Source organism: Methylopila capsulata (genome assembly GCF_016907975.1).
Lineage (GTDB): Bacteria > Pseudomonadota > Alphaproteobacteria > Rhizobiales > Methylopilaceae > Methylopila > Methylopila capsulata.
The window spans coordinates 692,306-707,075 of sequence record NZ_JAFBCY010000003.1; the positions used below are offsets into that span (position 1 = coordinate 692,306).

General features: G+C 70.0%; 11 protein-coding genes. 3 read left to right on the plus strand and 8 right to left on the minus strand.

From position 1 onward, the window contains the following. Window positions 1-12: 12 nt before the first annotated feature. The 7 genes from JOD31_RS14435 to JOD31_RS14465 all read right to left on the minus strand — a co-directional run bounded on the left by JOD31_RS14435 (window position 13) and on the right by JOD31_RS14465 (window position 7,584). Window positions 13-747, minus strand: a complete 735-nt coding sequence (locus JOD31_RS14435; RefSeq protein ID WP_204951122.1) for an ABC transporter ATP-binding protein — start codon at window positions 745-747, stop codon at window positions 13-15. Continuing rightward, a complete protein-coding gene (locus JOD31_RS14440) occupies window positions 740-2,548 on the minus strand; it encodes a branched-chain amino acid ABC transporter ATP-binding protein/permease (RefSeq protein WP_204951123.1) in 1,809 nt (602 codons plus the stop codon). Before JOD31_RS14440 ends, JOD31_RS14435 begins: the two co-directional genes overlap by 8 nt. Next, complete coding sequence (locus JOD31_RS14445; protein ID WP_204951124.1) at window positions 2,541-3,374, minus strand: branched-chain amino acid ABC transporter permease; 834 nt, start codon at window positions 3,372-3,374, stop codon at window positions 2,541-2,543. Before JOD31_RS14445 ends, JOD31_RS14440 begins: the two co-directional genes overlap by 8 nt. A gap of 208 nt (window positions 3,375-3,582) precedes the next feature. Then, window positions 3,583-4,740, minus strand: a complete 1,158-nt coding sequence (locus JOD31_RS14450) for a substrate-binding protein (RefSeq protein WP_204951125.1) — start codon at window positions 4,738-4,740, stop codon at window positions 3,583-3,585. A gap of 47 nt (window positions 4,741-4,787) precedes the next feature. After that, window positions 4,788-5,633, minus strand: a complete 846-nt coding sequence (locus JOD31_RS14455; protein WP_204951126.1) for a nitrilase family protein — start codon at window positions 5,631-5,633, stop codon at window positions 4,788-4,790. A gap of 173 nt (window positions 5,634-5,806) precedes the next feature. After that, window positions 5,807-6,433, minus strand: coding sequence for an ANTAR domain-containing response regulator (locus JOD31_RS14460; protein ID WP_204951127.1), 627 nt, complete (start codon window positions 6,431-6,433; stop codon window positions 5,807-5,809). Next, on the minus strand, window positions 6,430-7,584 hold the full coding sequence (locus JOD31_RS14465; RefSeq protein ID WP_204951128.1) for a transporter substrate-binding domain-containing protein: 1,155 nt from the start codon (window positions 7,582-7,584) through the stop codon (window positions 6,430-6,432). Before JOD31_RS14465 ends, JOD31_RS14460 begins: the two co-directional genes overlap by 4 nt. Before the next feature lie 354 nt (window positions 7,585-7,938). Between JOD31_RS14465 and JOD31_RS14470 the strand changes: the two genes are divergently transcribed. The 3 genes from JOD31_RS14470 to JOD31_RS14480 are packed head-to-tail and all read left to right on the plus strand — an operon-like array spanning window position 7,939 to window position 14,062. Next, complete coding sequence (locus JOD31_RS14470; RefSeq protein ID WP_204951129.1) at window positions 7,939-12,984, plus strand: galactose oxidase-like domain-containing protein; 5,046 nt, start codon at window positions 7,939-7,941, stop codon at window positions 12,982-12,984. Next, complete coding sequence (locus JOD31_RS14475; protein ID WP_204951130.1) at window positions 12,981-13,409, plus strand: hypothetical protein; 429 nt, start codon at window positions 12,981-12,983, stop codon at window positions 13,407-13,409. Before JOD31_RS14470 ends, JOD31_RS14475 begins: the two co-directional genes overlap by 4 nt. Beyond that, complete coding sequence (locus JOD31_RS14480; RefSeq protein WP_204951131.1) at window positions 13,406-14,062, plus strand: SCO family protein; 657 nt, start codon at window positions 13,406-13,408, stop codon at window positions 14,060-14,062. The genes JOD31_RS14475 and JOD31_RS14480 overlap by 4 nt, the downstream gene beginning before the upstream one ends. Here the strand turns inward: JOD31_RS14480 and JOD31_RS14485 are convergent. After that, a complete protein-coding gene (locus tag JOD31_RS14485) occupies window positions 14,059-14,739 on the minus strand; it encodes a TetR/AcrR family transcriptional regulator (RefSeq protein WP_204951132.1) in 681 nt (226 codons plus the stop codon). The genes JOD31_RS14480 and JOD31_RS14485 overlap by 4 nt on opposite strands. Between the last annotated feature and the right edge of the window lie 31 nt (window positions 14,740-14,770).

Here is a 14,770-nt window from a genome sequence, read left to right on the forward strand (position 1 = left end):
GCGGGTCCGCGATCAGACGCTCAGGTGACGAAGGATGCGTTCGCGCGCATCGGGGCTCGTCGCGCCCTCGTCGTCGATCTCGCCGAGCTTCAGCACCGCCCAGCGGTCGGCGACGCGCAGGGCGAAGTCGAGGTTCTGCTCGACGATCAGCATGGTGGCGCCGCTCGCCGCCCGCTCGGCCGAGAGGGCGGCGGCGATGCGGTCGACGACGGAGGGCTGCAGGCCTTCCGAAATCTCGTCGATCAGCAGCAGCCGCGGCTTCAGCATCAGCGCGCGGGCGAGGATCAGCATCTTCTGTTCGCCGCCCGAAAGCGTTCCCGCACGCTGCGCGAGCCGGTCCGCGAGAAACGGGAAGTGGCCGAACACGCGCTCCAGGGCCGCGGGCAGCAACCGGTCGCTGGAGACCGCGAGCCGCAGGTTGTCGCGGATCGACAGGTCCTGGAACAGCGGCTGCTCCTGCGGCGCGTAGCCGACGCCGAGCGCGACGAGCTTCGCCGGGGAGAGCCCTGCGACCGAAACCCCGTCGACCGCGATCGCGCCGCCGCGCAGGCCGACCATGCCGAGGATGGTCTTGAGCAAGGTGGTCTTGCCCATGCCGTTCTTTCCGAGCAGCGCCACGATCTCGCCGGGCGCGACCTTGAGCGAGACGCCCTTCACGATCGAGACGGCGCCATAGCCGCTCGTCACCCCGTCGAGCGTGAGGGCGCCGCCCCGCGAATCCGCCGACTGCCGCGCCGCGTCAGACATGCGCGCCTCCCGAATAGATGGTCCGGACGAGCTCGGAGTTGACGACCTCGTCCACCGTGCCGTCGAGCACCAGGCGCCCCTGGTGAAGCACCACGATGCGCGAGGAGATCTGCCGCACGAAGTCGAGGTCATGCTCCACCAGCACCGCCGCGATGCCGAGGTCGGCGGTGAGGGTCTTCAGGACGGCGCCAATGGTGGTGCGCTCGGCCTTGGTGAGGCCGGCGGTCGGCTCGTCGAGCAGGATCACCCGCGGCTCCAGCGCCACCACCATCGCAAGCTCGAGCGCCTGCTTCTGGCCGTGCGAGAGCAGACGCGTCGGCTCCGCCAGCATGCGATCGAGGCCGGTCATCCGGAGCACGTCGAGCGCCGCCTGCGGCAGGGTCAGGGTCTCGGCGCGACCGAGGGCGCTCAACCCGTCATGCGGCGCCCGGGCGAGCAGCAGGCAGTCCGCCACCGTCAGGCTCTCGAACACGCTCGCGACCTGGAACTTGCGGCCCACGCCGAGCGTCACGATGCGGTTGGGCGTCAGGCCGGCGGTCGAGACGCCCGCGATCGAGACCGCGCCCTCGAAAGGCTCCGTCCCGTCGCTCAGGCAGCGCATCAGCGTGGTCTTTCCCGCGCCGTTCGGGCCGACGAGGCTGACCAGTTCGCCCGCGCGGATATCGAGGTCGATGTTCTCCAGCACCGTCAGGCTGCCGTAGGACTTGGCGAGCCCGTCGATCTTGAGCAGCGGGCCGTCGGAGGCGTCCGCCTCCGGGCGTGGGGGACTCACGACCAGCCGCGGCGCGAAGCCTGACCGGCGTCCGACCGGCAGCGCGCCCCAGGCCCGACGGGCGAGTTCCGCGAGCCCGCCCGGCAGCAGGATGATGACCGCCACGAAGGCCGTGCCGAGCAGCAGCTGCCACAGGAACGGCAGGTCGCCGGAAAGGTTCGCCGCGAGATAGTCGATCGCGATCGTGCCGAGAACCGGCCCGAGCAGCGTGCCGCGGCCGCCGAGCGCGACCCAGATCACGAGCTCTGTGCCGAACAGGAACCCGGCGTTCTCCGGCGCGACGACCGACGAGGCGTTGGCGAAGACGAAGCCGGCGAGACCCGCGACGCCTGCGAGCACGGCGGTGAGCGCGATCTGCAGCCGCTTCGGGCTGAGGCCGAGATAGGCGCAGCGCGCATCGTTGTCGCGGACAGCGATCAGCGCGCGACCGGCGTCGGAGCGCACGAACACCCAGGCCGCAAGCGTCACCGCGATCAGCACGAACGCGGCAAGCCGGAAGAAGCCCTCGAGCTCGAGCGGCAGCACGTCGAAGCCGACGAGGCCGCTCGACGACCCGGTCCACTCGCCGCCCGAATAGATCAGCTGCGTCACCACGATGGGCGTCACCAGCGAGATGACGGAGGCGTAGAGCGCGGTGGAGCGGTGGTAGAACGACAGCCAGCCGACCGCGAGGCCGAGCGCCATCGGCGCCGCGACGGCGAGCGCGAGGGCGACCGCAATCCACGCCGGGGTCGCCCCGAGATAGGTCAGCGCCATCGCGGTCGCGTAGGCGCCGACGCCGAAGAACGCCGCCTGCCCGAAGGTGAGGATGCCGGCGAAGCCCCACAGCAGGTCGACCGTCACCGCAAGCACGGCATAGATCATCGAGCGGGTCAGGACGTTGACGGCGAAGGTGTCGAGCACGAGCGGGGCGATCCACAGCGCCACGGCGGCGAGACCCGCGGCCACGAAGGGCGCGGTCCGCGACAGCCGCGCGCGGCCCCGCTCGGGCCGAGCGGCGCGCCCGAGGGCGGAGACGTCGTCAGGCACGGGAGAATCCTTTCGGGCTGATGCGCAGCACGAGCGCCGCAAGCACGGCGATGGCGATGCTTCCCAGGATCGGGCTGACGAAGGTGCTGATCAGCACCTGCGCCGCCCCGAACACGAGGCAGGCCACGCCAAGCGCGAGGAAGGACGCGTCGGCCACCATCACCAGCATGAAGGCGCCGATCAGCCAGCTGACGCCCATGTTGGGATCGACGCTGGTGAGCGGGGTGAGCAGCACGCCCGCAAGCGCGGCGAGGCCGGCCCCGATCATGAAGGTGAAGAGCCGCACGCGGGCGGTGTCGATGCCGAGGCCGCGGGCGAGCGTCTCGTTCATGATCACAGCGCGCGCCGACAGCCCGAGCCGCGTGCCCTCGATGGTGAGCGCGAAGGCGACGCCGATGACGACCGCCGCTCCGAGCGCCACCAGCCGGTAGGCGGAATAGTCCGCGCCGAAGACCTCGACGGTGCCGGAAAACAGGTTCGGGGTCATCTGCACGTCGCGGCCGAAGCCGAGCGTGATCAGCTGGCCGATGACGATGCCGAGCCCCCAGGTCGCGAGGATCGCGTCAAGCGGCCGGCGGTAGAGCGGTCGAATGATGAAGTGCTCCGCCAATCCGCCGAGCGCGCCGCCGATCACGAAGGCGAGCGGCAGCGCGGCCCAGGGATTGAGGCCGAGCTTGGCGGCGACCACGGCGCAATAGGCCCCGATCGTCAGCCAGGCGCCGTGGGCGAAGTTGATGATCTTCAGCACGCCGAACACCGCCAGCAGGCCGATCGAGACCACGAACAGGATTCCGGCGGTGGTCAGGATGTCGAGGATGAGGAGCATCTTCGGACTTTCCTTGAGGCGTCATCGCGACGCGTGGAAGCGCGGTCCTCGGTCCCCCTCCCCGTTGCGGGGAGGGGTTAGGGGTGGGGGTCGCGCAGAACCAAGCTCGTCAGGGGAGAGAGGCGCCGGCGGCCAAGCGCCGCCGTACGAACTCAGCCTGCCCCCACCCCGGCCCCTCCCCACAAGGGGGAGGGGAGAAGGACTGGCGTCAGTTCAGCTTGGGGCACTGCTCGCCGGGGTCGACGTCCTTGAAGGAGCCGACGACCTTGACCGAGCCGTCGCCCTGCACCTGGCCGAGGTACATGGTCAGCGGCGCGTGGTGCTGCTTCGACATGCTGATCGCGCCGCGCGGGCCGGTGAAGCTGACCGTCGGCAGCGCTTCGAGCACCTTCGCGGTCTCCGTGCCGCCCGCCTTCTCGACGGCGGCCTTGTAGAGGTAGATCGCCTCGTACTGCGGCACCGAAAGGTCGTTCGGAGTCTTCAGGCCGGCGCCGAACTTCTTGCTCATCGCGGCGAGGAAGGTCTTGTTCTCGGGGCTTTCGATGCCGGTGACATAGGAGGCCGAGAGGTAGACGCCCTCGGCGTCCGCGCCCATGCTCTTCGCCGTGCCTTCGTCGACCGCGAGGTTGGCGTAGGGCAGCGCGACGCCCGCGCCGCGCAGCTGCTTGGTCAGCGTCACGTTCGGCGCGCCGCCGGCGGTCGAGGTGATCAGGGCGTCCGGCTTGGCGTCCTTGAGCTTCGAAATGATCGCGGTCCAGTCGCTGCCGTCCATCGGCAGATACTCTTCGCCGACGACCTTGCCGCCGATTTTCTCGATGTAGCTCTTGGTGAACGCAAGCATGCCCCGGCCGAAGGCGTAGTCGCTGCCGATCAGGAAATAGGTCTTGGCGCCCTTGTCCTTGGCGAAGGCGTCGACCACCGGCGGCACCTGCTGCTCGGGCACCCAGGCGTTGACGAACATGTTCTTGTTGCAGGAGCGGCCCTCGTAGAACGAGGTGTAGATGTACGGCACCTTGCCCTTGGTGACGGCGGGCAGGCCGGCGTTGCGGGCGGCGCTGGTCTCCATCGAGATCAGCACGTCGACCTTCTTCTGGTAGATCAGGGAGTCGAAGGCCTTCTGGGCGCCTGCGGCGCCGGAGGCGTCGTCGGCGACCTCGAGCTTGAGCTGGCGGCCGAGCACGCCGCCGGCGGCGTTGATCTCCTCGACGGCGAGTTCGGCCGACTGCACGACAGACGGGGCGACGACGCTGTTCGCGCCGGAGAGGCCGACCGGCACGCCGATCACGATCGGTTTGTCGGCCGCGAAGGCGGGCGACGCCGCGAGCGCGAGAGCGGCGGCGACGCCGGCGAAGTGACGCTTGAGCATGGAATATCGGCTCCTCGGAAGCAGGGTGTGACGGCGAGGCATGGGCTTCAGCCGTAAACGTCGCTGCGCCGGTCGCGCAGGACGGAGTTGAACTCGTTGAGGTCCTTGACGGAGGCCTCGTCCAGGTCGATGATCGCAGTGAGCGTCTCGGGCCGGTCGCGGCTCGCCGGGCCGGCGATCGTCCAGCCCTTCGGCCCGATGATCAGGCTCTGGCCCTCGAAGGGCTGGCCGCGCTCGACGCCGACGCGGTCGGCGCAGGCGATGAAGATCCCGTTGGAATGCGCCGCCGCGCGGTGCAGCGTGTTGGCCATCGCCGCCTCGCCCTCGGGCTGGCTCGGCATCGGCACCCAGTTCGTAGGAATGCAGACGATCTCCGCGCCGGCGAGCGCGAGCTGGCGGAAGGTTTCCGGGAACCAGCCGTCGTAACAGATGGCGACGCCGATGGTCCCGATCGCGGTGTCGAATACGGGAAAGCCGAGATCGCCCTTCTGGAAGAAGATGTTCTCCCGATACCAGAGGTGCGACTTGCGGTAGACGCCGATGAAGCCCTCCGGGCCGAGGATCATCGCGGAGTTGTAGAGCGCGTCGCCGTCGCGCTCGGCGAAGCCGGCGACGAGGTGGACGCCAAGTTCCTCGGCGAGCGCGCCCCAGGCGAGCGCGGTCGGCCCGCCCTTTGCGGGCTCGGCCAGCGCGGTCGCCTCCTCCATGCTCTCGAAGACATAGCCGGTGTTGGCGAGCTCCGGCAGCACGATGAGCCGGCTCCCCGAGGCCGCGGCCGCGCGGATGAGCTCCGACGCCCGCGCGACGTTGTCGGCGACCGCGCCCATCCTTGGCTCGAACTGGATGCAGGACACCTGCAACGGCGGACGCGCGGGTTCGTTCGCTTGGATCATGTGAGCTCCAAAACGCAAAAAGCCCCTGGACGCGGAAGTCATCCGCAGACCAGAGGCTCCATAGCCGAGATGTGATGCAGCAATCTTGCTGCGGGGCAATCTTGCCCGAAGTCGCTACGATAGCCGCGATGACGCGGCGAGCAAGACGATAAATGCAGCAGGACCTGCTGTAATCATGATCTTTCGGCCAATGAGATGTGCAATCCCAAGCCGCTCATCGCCTCGTGCGCAGCCACCACGCTTTCGGCCACGCTCGCCAGCGGCACGCGGGCCGCGGTGGCGCGGTCCCGCAACAGCTTGTAGGCCGCGTCCTCGTCGATCCGGTTGAGGTCAGTCAGGAGGCGCACCGCCTTCTCGACCATCCGCCGGCCCTTCATGGTGTCTTCGAGCTTGACGATCTTGGCCGCCAGCCGGCCCTCGTAGCCGCGCCGGTAGCGGGCCAGCGCGAACTGGGTCAGCACGCCGCGCGGCCGGAGCGGCTTGCTCAGCACCCCGTGGGCGTTGAAGTCCACGATCGCCTTAAGCGACGTCGGGCTCTCGTAGGCGACGATGGCGATCACCGCGGGCTCCGTCTCCTCGATCGAGGGCAGCAGATGCCCGACCTCCGCATCGTCGAGCTGGATGAACAGCGTATCGATGTCCGGCGGCAACGCCGCGGGCGGCGGCCAGGCCATCGAAACCTCACAGCCGAGACGGCGCAACTGGTCGACCAGCGAGGCGCCCTCCTCGTCGCGGGGATGGACGACCAGCGCCCGGGCGCGGCGAAGATCCTCGAGGATCCTGCGGGCCGGCCCGCTCACGAGGCGAGCCCCTCCTCGAGCCAGTTCGCTTCGAACCGCGACGCCGCGAGGTAGGGATCAGGACGCACCGGACGTCGGGACCGCCAGACGACGTCGAACTGACCGTCCGCGCGGGCGACGCCGATGCCAGGGGTCAGCCAGATGTGGCGGGTCTCGCCGTCGAAGGCCAGTTCGCCCTCGGGCGCGGCGAGGCTCTGCCGCATGGCCGCGGCGCTGAGCCGCTCGGCGTCCAGTGTGCCGGCCTCCGCGAGCGCCTTGGCGAAAAGATGCACCTGCGCATAGGCCGTCTCGGACCACATGCTCGTCGGCCGCTCCTCGCCGAAGCGCGCCCGGAACGCCTGGACGAACCTCCGATTTTCGTCGCTGTCGAGCTGCTCGAAATAGTGCGCGGCCAGCACGTGGCCGGAGCATCGCTCCGGGCCGATCGCCTGGATCTGGCCCTCCGACATGGTGAGGCTCGCGATCGGTCGCCGCGCACGGTCGATCCCGGCGTCGGCATAGGCGCGGTAGAGCCGCTCCGCGCCGCGCCCCACCACGGTCGAGAACACCGCGTCGGGCGCGGCGCGCAGGATCTCCGCCACCATCGTCTTGTGGGCGTCCTCGCCGGCGTCGAGCGGCGCATAAAGCTCGCCGACGATCGTCCCGCCCTTGGCCTCGATCAGGTCGCGCATCACCCGGTTGGACTCGCGCGGATAGATGTAGTCCGAGCCGACGATGAAGATGCGCGGCCCGTACTCCTGCAGCAGGAAGTCCGCCAGGGCGAACACGTTCTGGTTCAGCGTGGCGCCGGTGTAGATGACGTTCTCGGAGTACTCGAACCCTTCGTAGATCGACGGGTACCAGAGCAGCCCGTTGTGCCGCTCGATGGTCGACAGCACCGACTTGCGGCTCGCCGACAGCGAACAGCCGAAGATCACCCCGACGCCGTCGTCGGCGAGCAGCCGGCGCGCAAACGCGCGGTAGGCCTCGTTGTCGGCGGCGGGATCGTAGCAGATCGGCTCGATCTGCCGGCCAAGCACGCCCCCCGCGGTGTTGATCTCTTCGATGGCGAGCGCCGTGCCGAGAAAGTGCTCGGTCTCGGTGACGCCGCTCACCCCGCTGCGCGAGAACAGCACCCCCACCCGCCACGTCGCGTCGTCCTCTTTCGCCATCCCTGCCCGTCTCATCCTTGTTCGTGCGACCCCGGCGCGAAAGTCGGCCGCAGCCGACGGCGCATGTTTGGCGCCCTATCGATCTTCAGCGTCCGTCGGCCGCCGGTTCATCGTCCGGCGCCATAGTGTCCGGAGCGAGGGCGCTCGTCATCAGCGCCGGGGGCGAATGATGTTTGCGAAGCAAACCGATCAGGACATAAGCATATTTCCAACATTGAAGCATTTATTCCGAAGCGCGCGTTAATCATCGAACAACGAAGCTTTTGACTCTTTTTCCTAAACATTGAACCAATTGATCGCAGAGAACGGTGATCGGCGGGGTTGATGGATCGGCCGATCACCTTGGGGGCTGACATGAAACTCAGCATCGCGGCCGCCGCCGTCGCGGCGTTGGCGGCGTGCGCCGTTTCCCCGGCGAGCGCGGGGGGCGAAAACGTGTCGGGCAAATGGTCCGGCGTCGTGACGCTGCCTCTGATCCCGTCCTCAGGCGCCGTGCTGGCGGACGGCAAGACGCTGCTGTGGTCCGCGGACGACGAGTTCACCTTCGGCGCGGTCGGCCAGGTGAAGGCGCTCCTGTTCGACCCCGCGACGTCGACTTACGTGCGGCAGGACGCCGACGTCGGCCACAATATGTTCTGCACCGGCACGACCATGCTCGCGGACGGGCGCGTCCTCGCCAACGGCGGTTCGAACGCCGCGGTGACGAGCATCTACGATCCGAAGACCAAGAGTTACGCGCGCGCGCAGGACATGAACATCCCGCGCGGCTACAGCGGCAACACGATCCTGGCCGACGGCTCCGTGCTGACGCTCGGCGGCTCGTGGTCCGGCCAATGGGCGGACCGCAAGGACGGCGAGATCTGGACGCCCGACGCCGGCTGGCGCGTGCTCCCCGGCGTCACCACCAACGGCATGACCACGCCGGACGCGGCCTCCGGCTTCGCCTACGACAGTCACTACTGGCTGATCCCGGCGGGCAACGGCAAGGTGCTGTTCGCGGGCCCGTCCCCGGCCATGAAGTGGATCGACGCCACGGGCGGAGGCGCGGTGAGCGACGCCGGCCTACGGGGCGACGACGCCTTCGCGATCAACGGCGTCGCCGCGATGTTCGACGCCGGCAAGGTGCTGAAGGCCGGCGGCTCGATCACCTACAACGGCAATCCGGCGCGCGCCGGCGCCTATGTCATCGACGTCTCGACCGGCGACGCGGCGGTGACCAAGGTCGCGCCGATGGCCTACGCCCGCACCTACCACAACGCGGTCGTGCTGCCTGACGGCGACGTGATGGTCATCGGCGGCCAGACCTACGGCCAGAACTTCTCGGACTCGAACGCGGTGCTGGCGGCCGAGATCTGGAGCCCGAAGACCAACGCCTTCCGGACGGTCGCGGCCGCCGCACGGCCGCGCAACTACCACAGCATCGCGCTTCTGCTTCCTGACGGGCGCGTGCTGTCCGGCGGCGGCGGCCTGTGCGGCTGCTCCGCCGACCATCCCGACGTCCAGATCTACTCCCCGCCCTATCTCTTCGACCCGAACGGGGCTCCGGCTTCTCGGCCCCGGATCCTGTCGGCGCCGGACGAGTTCGGTTTCGGCGCGGAAGCCGCCGTCGTCACCGACCGCGAGGTCGTCGCGTTCTCGCTGGTGCGGATGTCGGCGACCACCCACTCAATCAACAGCGACCAGCGGCGGCTGTCGCTCGCCTTCCGCCGGACCGGCGCCAACGCCTACGCCGTCAGCGCGCCCTCGAATCCCGGCTACCTGCTGCCGGGCAACTGGATGCTGTTCGGCCTCGACGCGGCCGGCGTCCCGTCGGTCGCGAAGATCGTCCATGTCAGCCCCAACAGGGTGGCGTCGATAGTCAGCCCGGGGACGATCGTCGCGAGCGTCGGCGCGGGGCTTCTGGTGGAGCCCAACGTCGTCCCGCTGTCGAGCGACACTATCTTCAGCGCCGTCGGCCTGCCTGCCGGAATGACGGTCGACCGCAAGACAGGCGCCATTTCCGGCGCGCCCTCCGCCGCCGGCGCGTTCCAGGCGACGCTGATCGCCACGGCCGGGGGGCAGACGGTCTCGACCGACCTCAAGGTCGCGGTGGACGGCGCGCTGGCCGCCGGGGACGGCCTCCTCGGCGAGTACTACGCCTCCACGGACCTCACCGGTTCGGTCGCGATGCTCAGGCGCGAGGCGCCCTATTTCTCGTTCCCGCAGACGGGGCCGGGCGGAAACGTGCCGGGCGCCTTCTCGGCGCGCTGGAGCGGCGAGATCACGGCGCAACGCAGCGGGGTCACCCGGTTCCGGGTCGAATCCGACGACGGCGTGAGGCTGTGGATCGGCGGCAAGCAGCTCGTGGACGACTGGGTCGCCCACGCGCCGTTCGCCAGGGAAGGTCAGGTCGAGCTGACGGCCGGACAGGCGGTTCCCGTCTTCGTCGAATACTACAACAGCCGGGACGCCGGCGTGCTCCGCCTGAGCTGGCTCAGACCTGGAGACGCCGACTTCGCTCCCGTTCCGGCGGCGCAGCTCAGCGGCCCGGCCGCGCGGCTTTCGACTGCGAACCTCGCGCGCGGAAAGACCGCGACCCAGTCGAGCGTCGCGAACGGAGGCGCGCCGGCGCGCGCCGTCGACGGCGACCCCAACGGCGACTGGGCGGCAGGCTCGGTCACGCACACCGCCGCCGAGGACAATCCGTGGTGGCAGGTCGACCTCGGCGGGCGCGCGGCGCTCGATTACGTCAGGCTGTGGAAGCGGTCCGACTGCTGCGCGGAGCGGACGAAGAACCTCTCTGTGTTCCTGTCGGCTTCGGACCCGACCGGCCGCAGCTACGCCGAGCTGATGGCGGACCCCGCCGTCATCAAGCGCTATCTCGGTCCGGACGTGACGATCCCGCAGTTCATCGACGTGCCGCTGGGCGGCGTCGGGAGGTACCTGCGCGTGCAGGCCGCGGGCGCGGCGACGCTTCAGCTCGCGGAGGTTCAGGCGTTCGGCGTCTTCGCGAACAAGCCGCCGACGCTGACGGCGCCCTCCGCGCAATCGGCGGCCGTAGGCGCGGCGGTCTCGCTCGTCGTCAAGGCGACCGATCCGGACCGGGACGCCGTCACCTTTAGCGCGACCGGTCTTCCCGATGGCCTGACCATCACCGCCACTGGCCGGATCTCGGGAACGCCGACCACGCCCGGATCCTACGTCAGCTCGGTCACGGCGGCAGACGCGCTGGCGGCGACGACGGCGAGCTTTTCCTGGACCATCACCGACGCCGTCCCGTCCGTGCGGTCTCTCATCGTCAAGCCGGCGCCGGTCGGCAGGACCGTGACCTATGCGCCGAGCATCCTGAACGGCGACGGGGTTCGCTACCGCTGGAGCTTCGGCGACGGCGCGGCCGCCACCGCCTTCTCGGCCAGCCCGGTGACGACGCATGCCTTCAAGGCGGCCGGCAGCTTCGACGTCACCTTGACGATGCAGACGGCGAACGGCCGGCAGACGACCTACAGCTTCGACCAGGCGGTCTATGTGAAGCCGGCCGCCGACGCCCGCGGCGCGACGAGCGGCGCCGCCGGCTACGAGGCGCGCGCCGGAATGTCGCCGCGGCTTTGGATCGCAAACCCCGACAACGACAGCGTCGCCGTCCTCGACCTCGGAACCAACACGCGCGTCGCGGAGATCCCGGTCGGCGCCTCGCCCCAGAGCCTCGCGATCGCGCCGAGCGGCAAAGTGTGGGTCGTCAACCGCGACAGCGCGACGGTCAGCGTTATCGATCCGGCGTCGCTCGCGGTCGTCAAGACCATCGCCCTGCCGCCGGCCTCCCGCCCGTTCGGCATCGCGTTCGCGAACGGGAACGGGAGCGCCGTGGTCACGCTCGAGGGCCTCGGCCAGGCCGCGTTGATTTATCCTAACGGGGTTTACGGCGCCGCCGCGTCTGTCGGGCCGTCGCCGCGCTTCATCACCGTCAACCAGGCGCAAGACCGCGTCTACGTCTCCCGCTTCGTAACCGCTCCCCAGCCCGGCGAAGGTACGGCGGAGGTCAAGAGTGTGGACCCCGCCGGCAATCCGACAGGCGGAGAGGTCCGCGTCGTGACGCTGGACGGGAGCGTCGAGAAGACGATCGTGCTGCGCCACTCGAGCGCGCCGGACAGCGAGGCCGGCGGGCGCGGCGTGCCGAACTACGTCGGCGCCCTCGCCCTGTCGCCCGACGGCAAGACCGCCTGGGCGCCCTCCAAGCAGGACAACATCGCCCGCGGGACGCTCCGGGACGGCCAGAACCTGACCTTCCAGAACACCGTGCGCGCGATCGTCTCCAAGATCGACCTCGCGTCCGGCCAAGAGGATCCGAGCGCGCGGATCGACCTCGACAATTCCGGCGTGGCGAGCGCCGCCGTGATGCATCCGACGGGGGCCTATCTCTTCGTCGCGCTGCAGACCACGCGTCAGGTGGCGGTCGTCGACCCGGTCGGCCGGCGCGAGCTCTTCCGTTTCAACGTGGGCCGCGCGCCGTCATCGCTTACGCTCTCGCCGGACGGCGACAGGCTCTACGTCGGCAACTTCATGGACCGCACGGTGTCCGTCGTGTCCCTGACGTACATCCTCCGCTACGGCCAGATGCGGGAGCGCGTTCTCGCGACGATCCCGACAGTCGCGCAGGACAAGCTGTCGCCCACGGTGCTCAAGGGAAAGCAGTTCTTCTACGACGCCGCCGATCTTCGCCTTGCGCGGGACGGCTATCTCAGCTGCGCCGCCTGCCACGACCGCGGCGAGGACGACGGCCGCACCTGGGACTTCACCGGGTTCGGCGAAGGCCTGCGCAACACCATCTCGCTCGTGGGACGCGCCGGGGTCGGCCAGGGCTTCATGCACTGGAGCGCGAACTTCGACGAGGTGCAGGACTTCGAAGGCCAGATCCGCAGCTTCGCCGGAGGCCGAGGCCTGATGTCAGACGCCGCCTTCGCGCTTGGAACCCGCTCCGATCCGCTTGGAAAGAGCAAGGCGCGCGCTAGCGCCGATCTCGACGCCCTCGCGGCGTTCGTACAGTCGCTCACCGTCTTCCCGGCGAGCCCCTACGCGCAGGCCGACGGGACGCTGACCCCCGCCGGCGTGACCGGCAAGGCGACGTTCGACCGCCTGCGCTGCGCCTCCTGCCACGCGGGCGACGCGATGACGATCAGCGGCAACGAGCGTCGGGTGAAGGACGTCGGCACGATCAAGGCCTCCTCGGGACGTCGCCTCGGCGGGCCGCTGCCCGGCATCGACGTGCCAACGCTGCGCGGCGTCTGGGCGACGGCCCCCTACCTCCACGACGGCTCCGCGCCGACGCTCGCCGACGCGGTGAAGGCGCACGCCAACGTGCGCGCCTCCGCTGCGGACATCAACGCCCTCGCCGCGTACCTCGAGCAGATCGGGCCGACGCCTTGAGGCTGAGCCGGCGGAGCTGGGCGGCGGTCGCGGCGCTGGCGATCGGATCGGTTGGCGCCGCCTCGGCGGCCGCGTTCCTGCCTGGGGTTCGCGGCTACGCGCTCTACCATGGTTACGCGACGCTGCAGGCCTCGGTCGCCGCGACGGAGGTGCCTTTGCCGACCTCCGCCTCGCGGTGCGTGAACTGCCATGACGCCGCGCCGTCAGGGGCGCCGCGGCGGGTCGTCCGCCTCGATCGCGCGAGCCTCGTCCAACCCACCGCCCGGCGCGGCGGACCGGTCTCGGCTTACGACGCCGCCTCGTTCTGCGCAGCGGTCCGCGAGGGCCTCGACCCCTCGTTCGTCATCCTCGACCGAACGATGCCGCGCTTCGCCCTCTCCGACGACGACTGCGGCGCGCTGTGGCGCTACGTGAGCGCGCGATGAGCGTCCGGCGCGCGGCGATCGCCGGGGCGCTGGTCGGCTGCGGGCTCGCCGCCGCAGGTCTCGGCGCCGGCCTTCTGCTCTCGGCCCAGCGAGCCGCGCCGCCGACGCTTCCGCCCGTCGCCGCAGCGCTGCAGGAGACACATCTGCCATTCGGTCCGATCCGCCCCCCGCGCGCCCTTCCCGCGGTCGCGCTGAGGGCCGACGACGGCGCCGCGACGACGCTCGCCGCATTGACGCAGGGGCGCTACACGCTGCTGCAGCTGATGTTCACCGGCTGCTCCGTGACCTGCCCGATCCAGGGCGCGATCTTCAAAGCGACCCAGGCCGCGCTGACGGCGGAGGGCGTGGAGGCGCAGTTGCTGTCGATCAGCGTGGACGTCGTGGGCGACACGTCCGAGGCGCTGGCTCGATGGCTGAACGGCTTTGACGCCCGAACGGGCTGGCGCGCCGCGGTCCCCTCCCCCGACGGGCTCGGCCCCTTGATCGATGCGCTCAATGGCCGGGGATCCGGCCCGGACGTGCACGACGCCCGGGTCTATCTCCTCGCGCCCTCGGGCAAGCTGATCTTCGTCACGGAGGACATGCCCAGTCCGCGCTACCTCGCGAAGCTGCTGCGCGACGCCGCCGCCTTCGAGGCGCGCACGCCGGGCTAGACCGCGCTCTCTTGCGCCGCGCCGTCGCGTCCTCGCGGGCGCACGCCGTTGAGAAACACGGAAATGCAGTACCGCTGGTGCGCCGCCCGCGACGCGAGGTCGGGCCAGGGGCCTGGCCGGAACGCCGCCGCTCCCGCCGAGGCGAAGATCAGGTCCATCAGCAAGCGCGCGGTCTGTTCGGCGTCGGCGAAGGCGAGCCGGCCCTCCCGCCGACGCTCGTCGAGCCACTCCGCAAGGGCGCGGCGCGAAGGCTCGACGCCCTTGGCGACGACGAGATGGTGGACCTCGGGGAAGGCGTCGCCGTCCTTGAGCGCCGCGCGGATGAAGGCGTTCCGGATGCGATCGCTGTCCTCGTCGATGTCGAGGCGGAAGATTTCCGCGAGCGCGTCTTCGAGCGACATACCGGCGTCGGCAGGCGGCAGCCGAAGCATCTCCGGGCGATGCGAGTCCACGATCGCGCCGAACAGTTCGGCCTTGTTGGCGAACTGTTCGTAGATCGTGCGCTTCGAGACCTGACAGCGGGCGGCGACCGCGTTGGTCGTCATCGCGCCGTACCCCGCGTCGACGAAGATCGCGCGCGCCGCGGCGACGATGCGCGCGCGCCGCTCGCCTGACGGCGTCCGCGGCCGACCGCGTGCGGTTCGGTCGGTTGACGGCGCTGGAGCCGCGTCGGGCATGTTCTGGGAAACCTTCCGAAACCTTTGGGGC

Excerpts from the sequence above, each read along its gene's own strand:
- JOD31_RS14435 (WP_204951122.1), bottom strand. The coding sequence starts at position 747 with ATGTCTGACGCGGCGCGGCAGTCGGCGGATTCGCGGGGCGGCGCCCTC.
- JOD31_RS14445 (WP_204951124.1), bottom strand. The coding sequence starts at position 3,374 with ATGCTCCTCATCCTCGACATCCTGACCACCGCCGGAATCCTGTTCGTG.
- JOD31_RS14450 (WP_204951125.1), bottom strand. The coding sequence starts at position 4,740 with ATGCTCAAGCGTCACTTCGCCGGCGTCGCCGCCGCTCTCGCGCTCGCG.
- JOD31_RS14455 (WP_204951126.1), bottom strand. The coding sequence starts at position 5,633 with ATGATCCAAGCGAACGAACCCGCGCGTCCGCCGTTGCAGGTGTCCTGC.
- JOD31_RS14465 (WP_204951128.1), bottom strand. The coding sequence starts at position 7,584 with ATGGCGAAAGAGGACGACGCGACGTGGCGGGTGGGGGTGCTGTTCTCG.
- JOD31_RS14470 (WP_204951129.1), top strand. The coding sequence starts at position 7,939 with ATGAAACTCAGCATCGCGGCCGCCGCCGTCGCGGCGTTGGCGGCGTGC.
- JOD31_RS14480 (WP_204951131.1), top strand. The coding sequence starts at position 13,406 with ATGAGCGTCCGGCGCGCGGCGATCGCCGGGGCGCTGGTCGGCTGCGGG.
- JOD31_RS14485 (WP_204951132.1), bottom strand. The coding sequence starts at position 14,739 with ATGCCCGACGCGGCTCCAGCGCCGTCAACCGACCGAACCGCACGCGGT.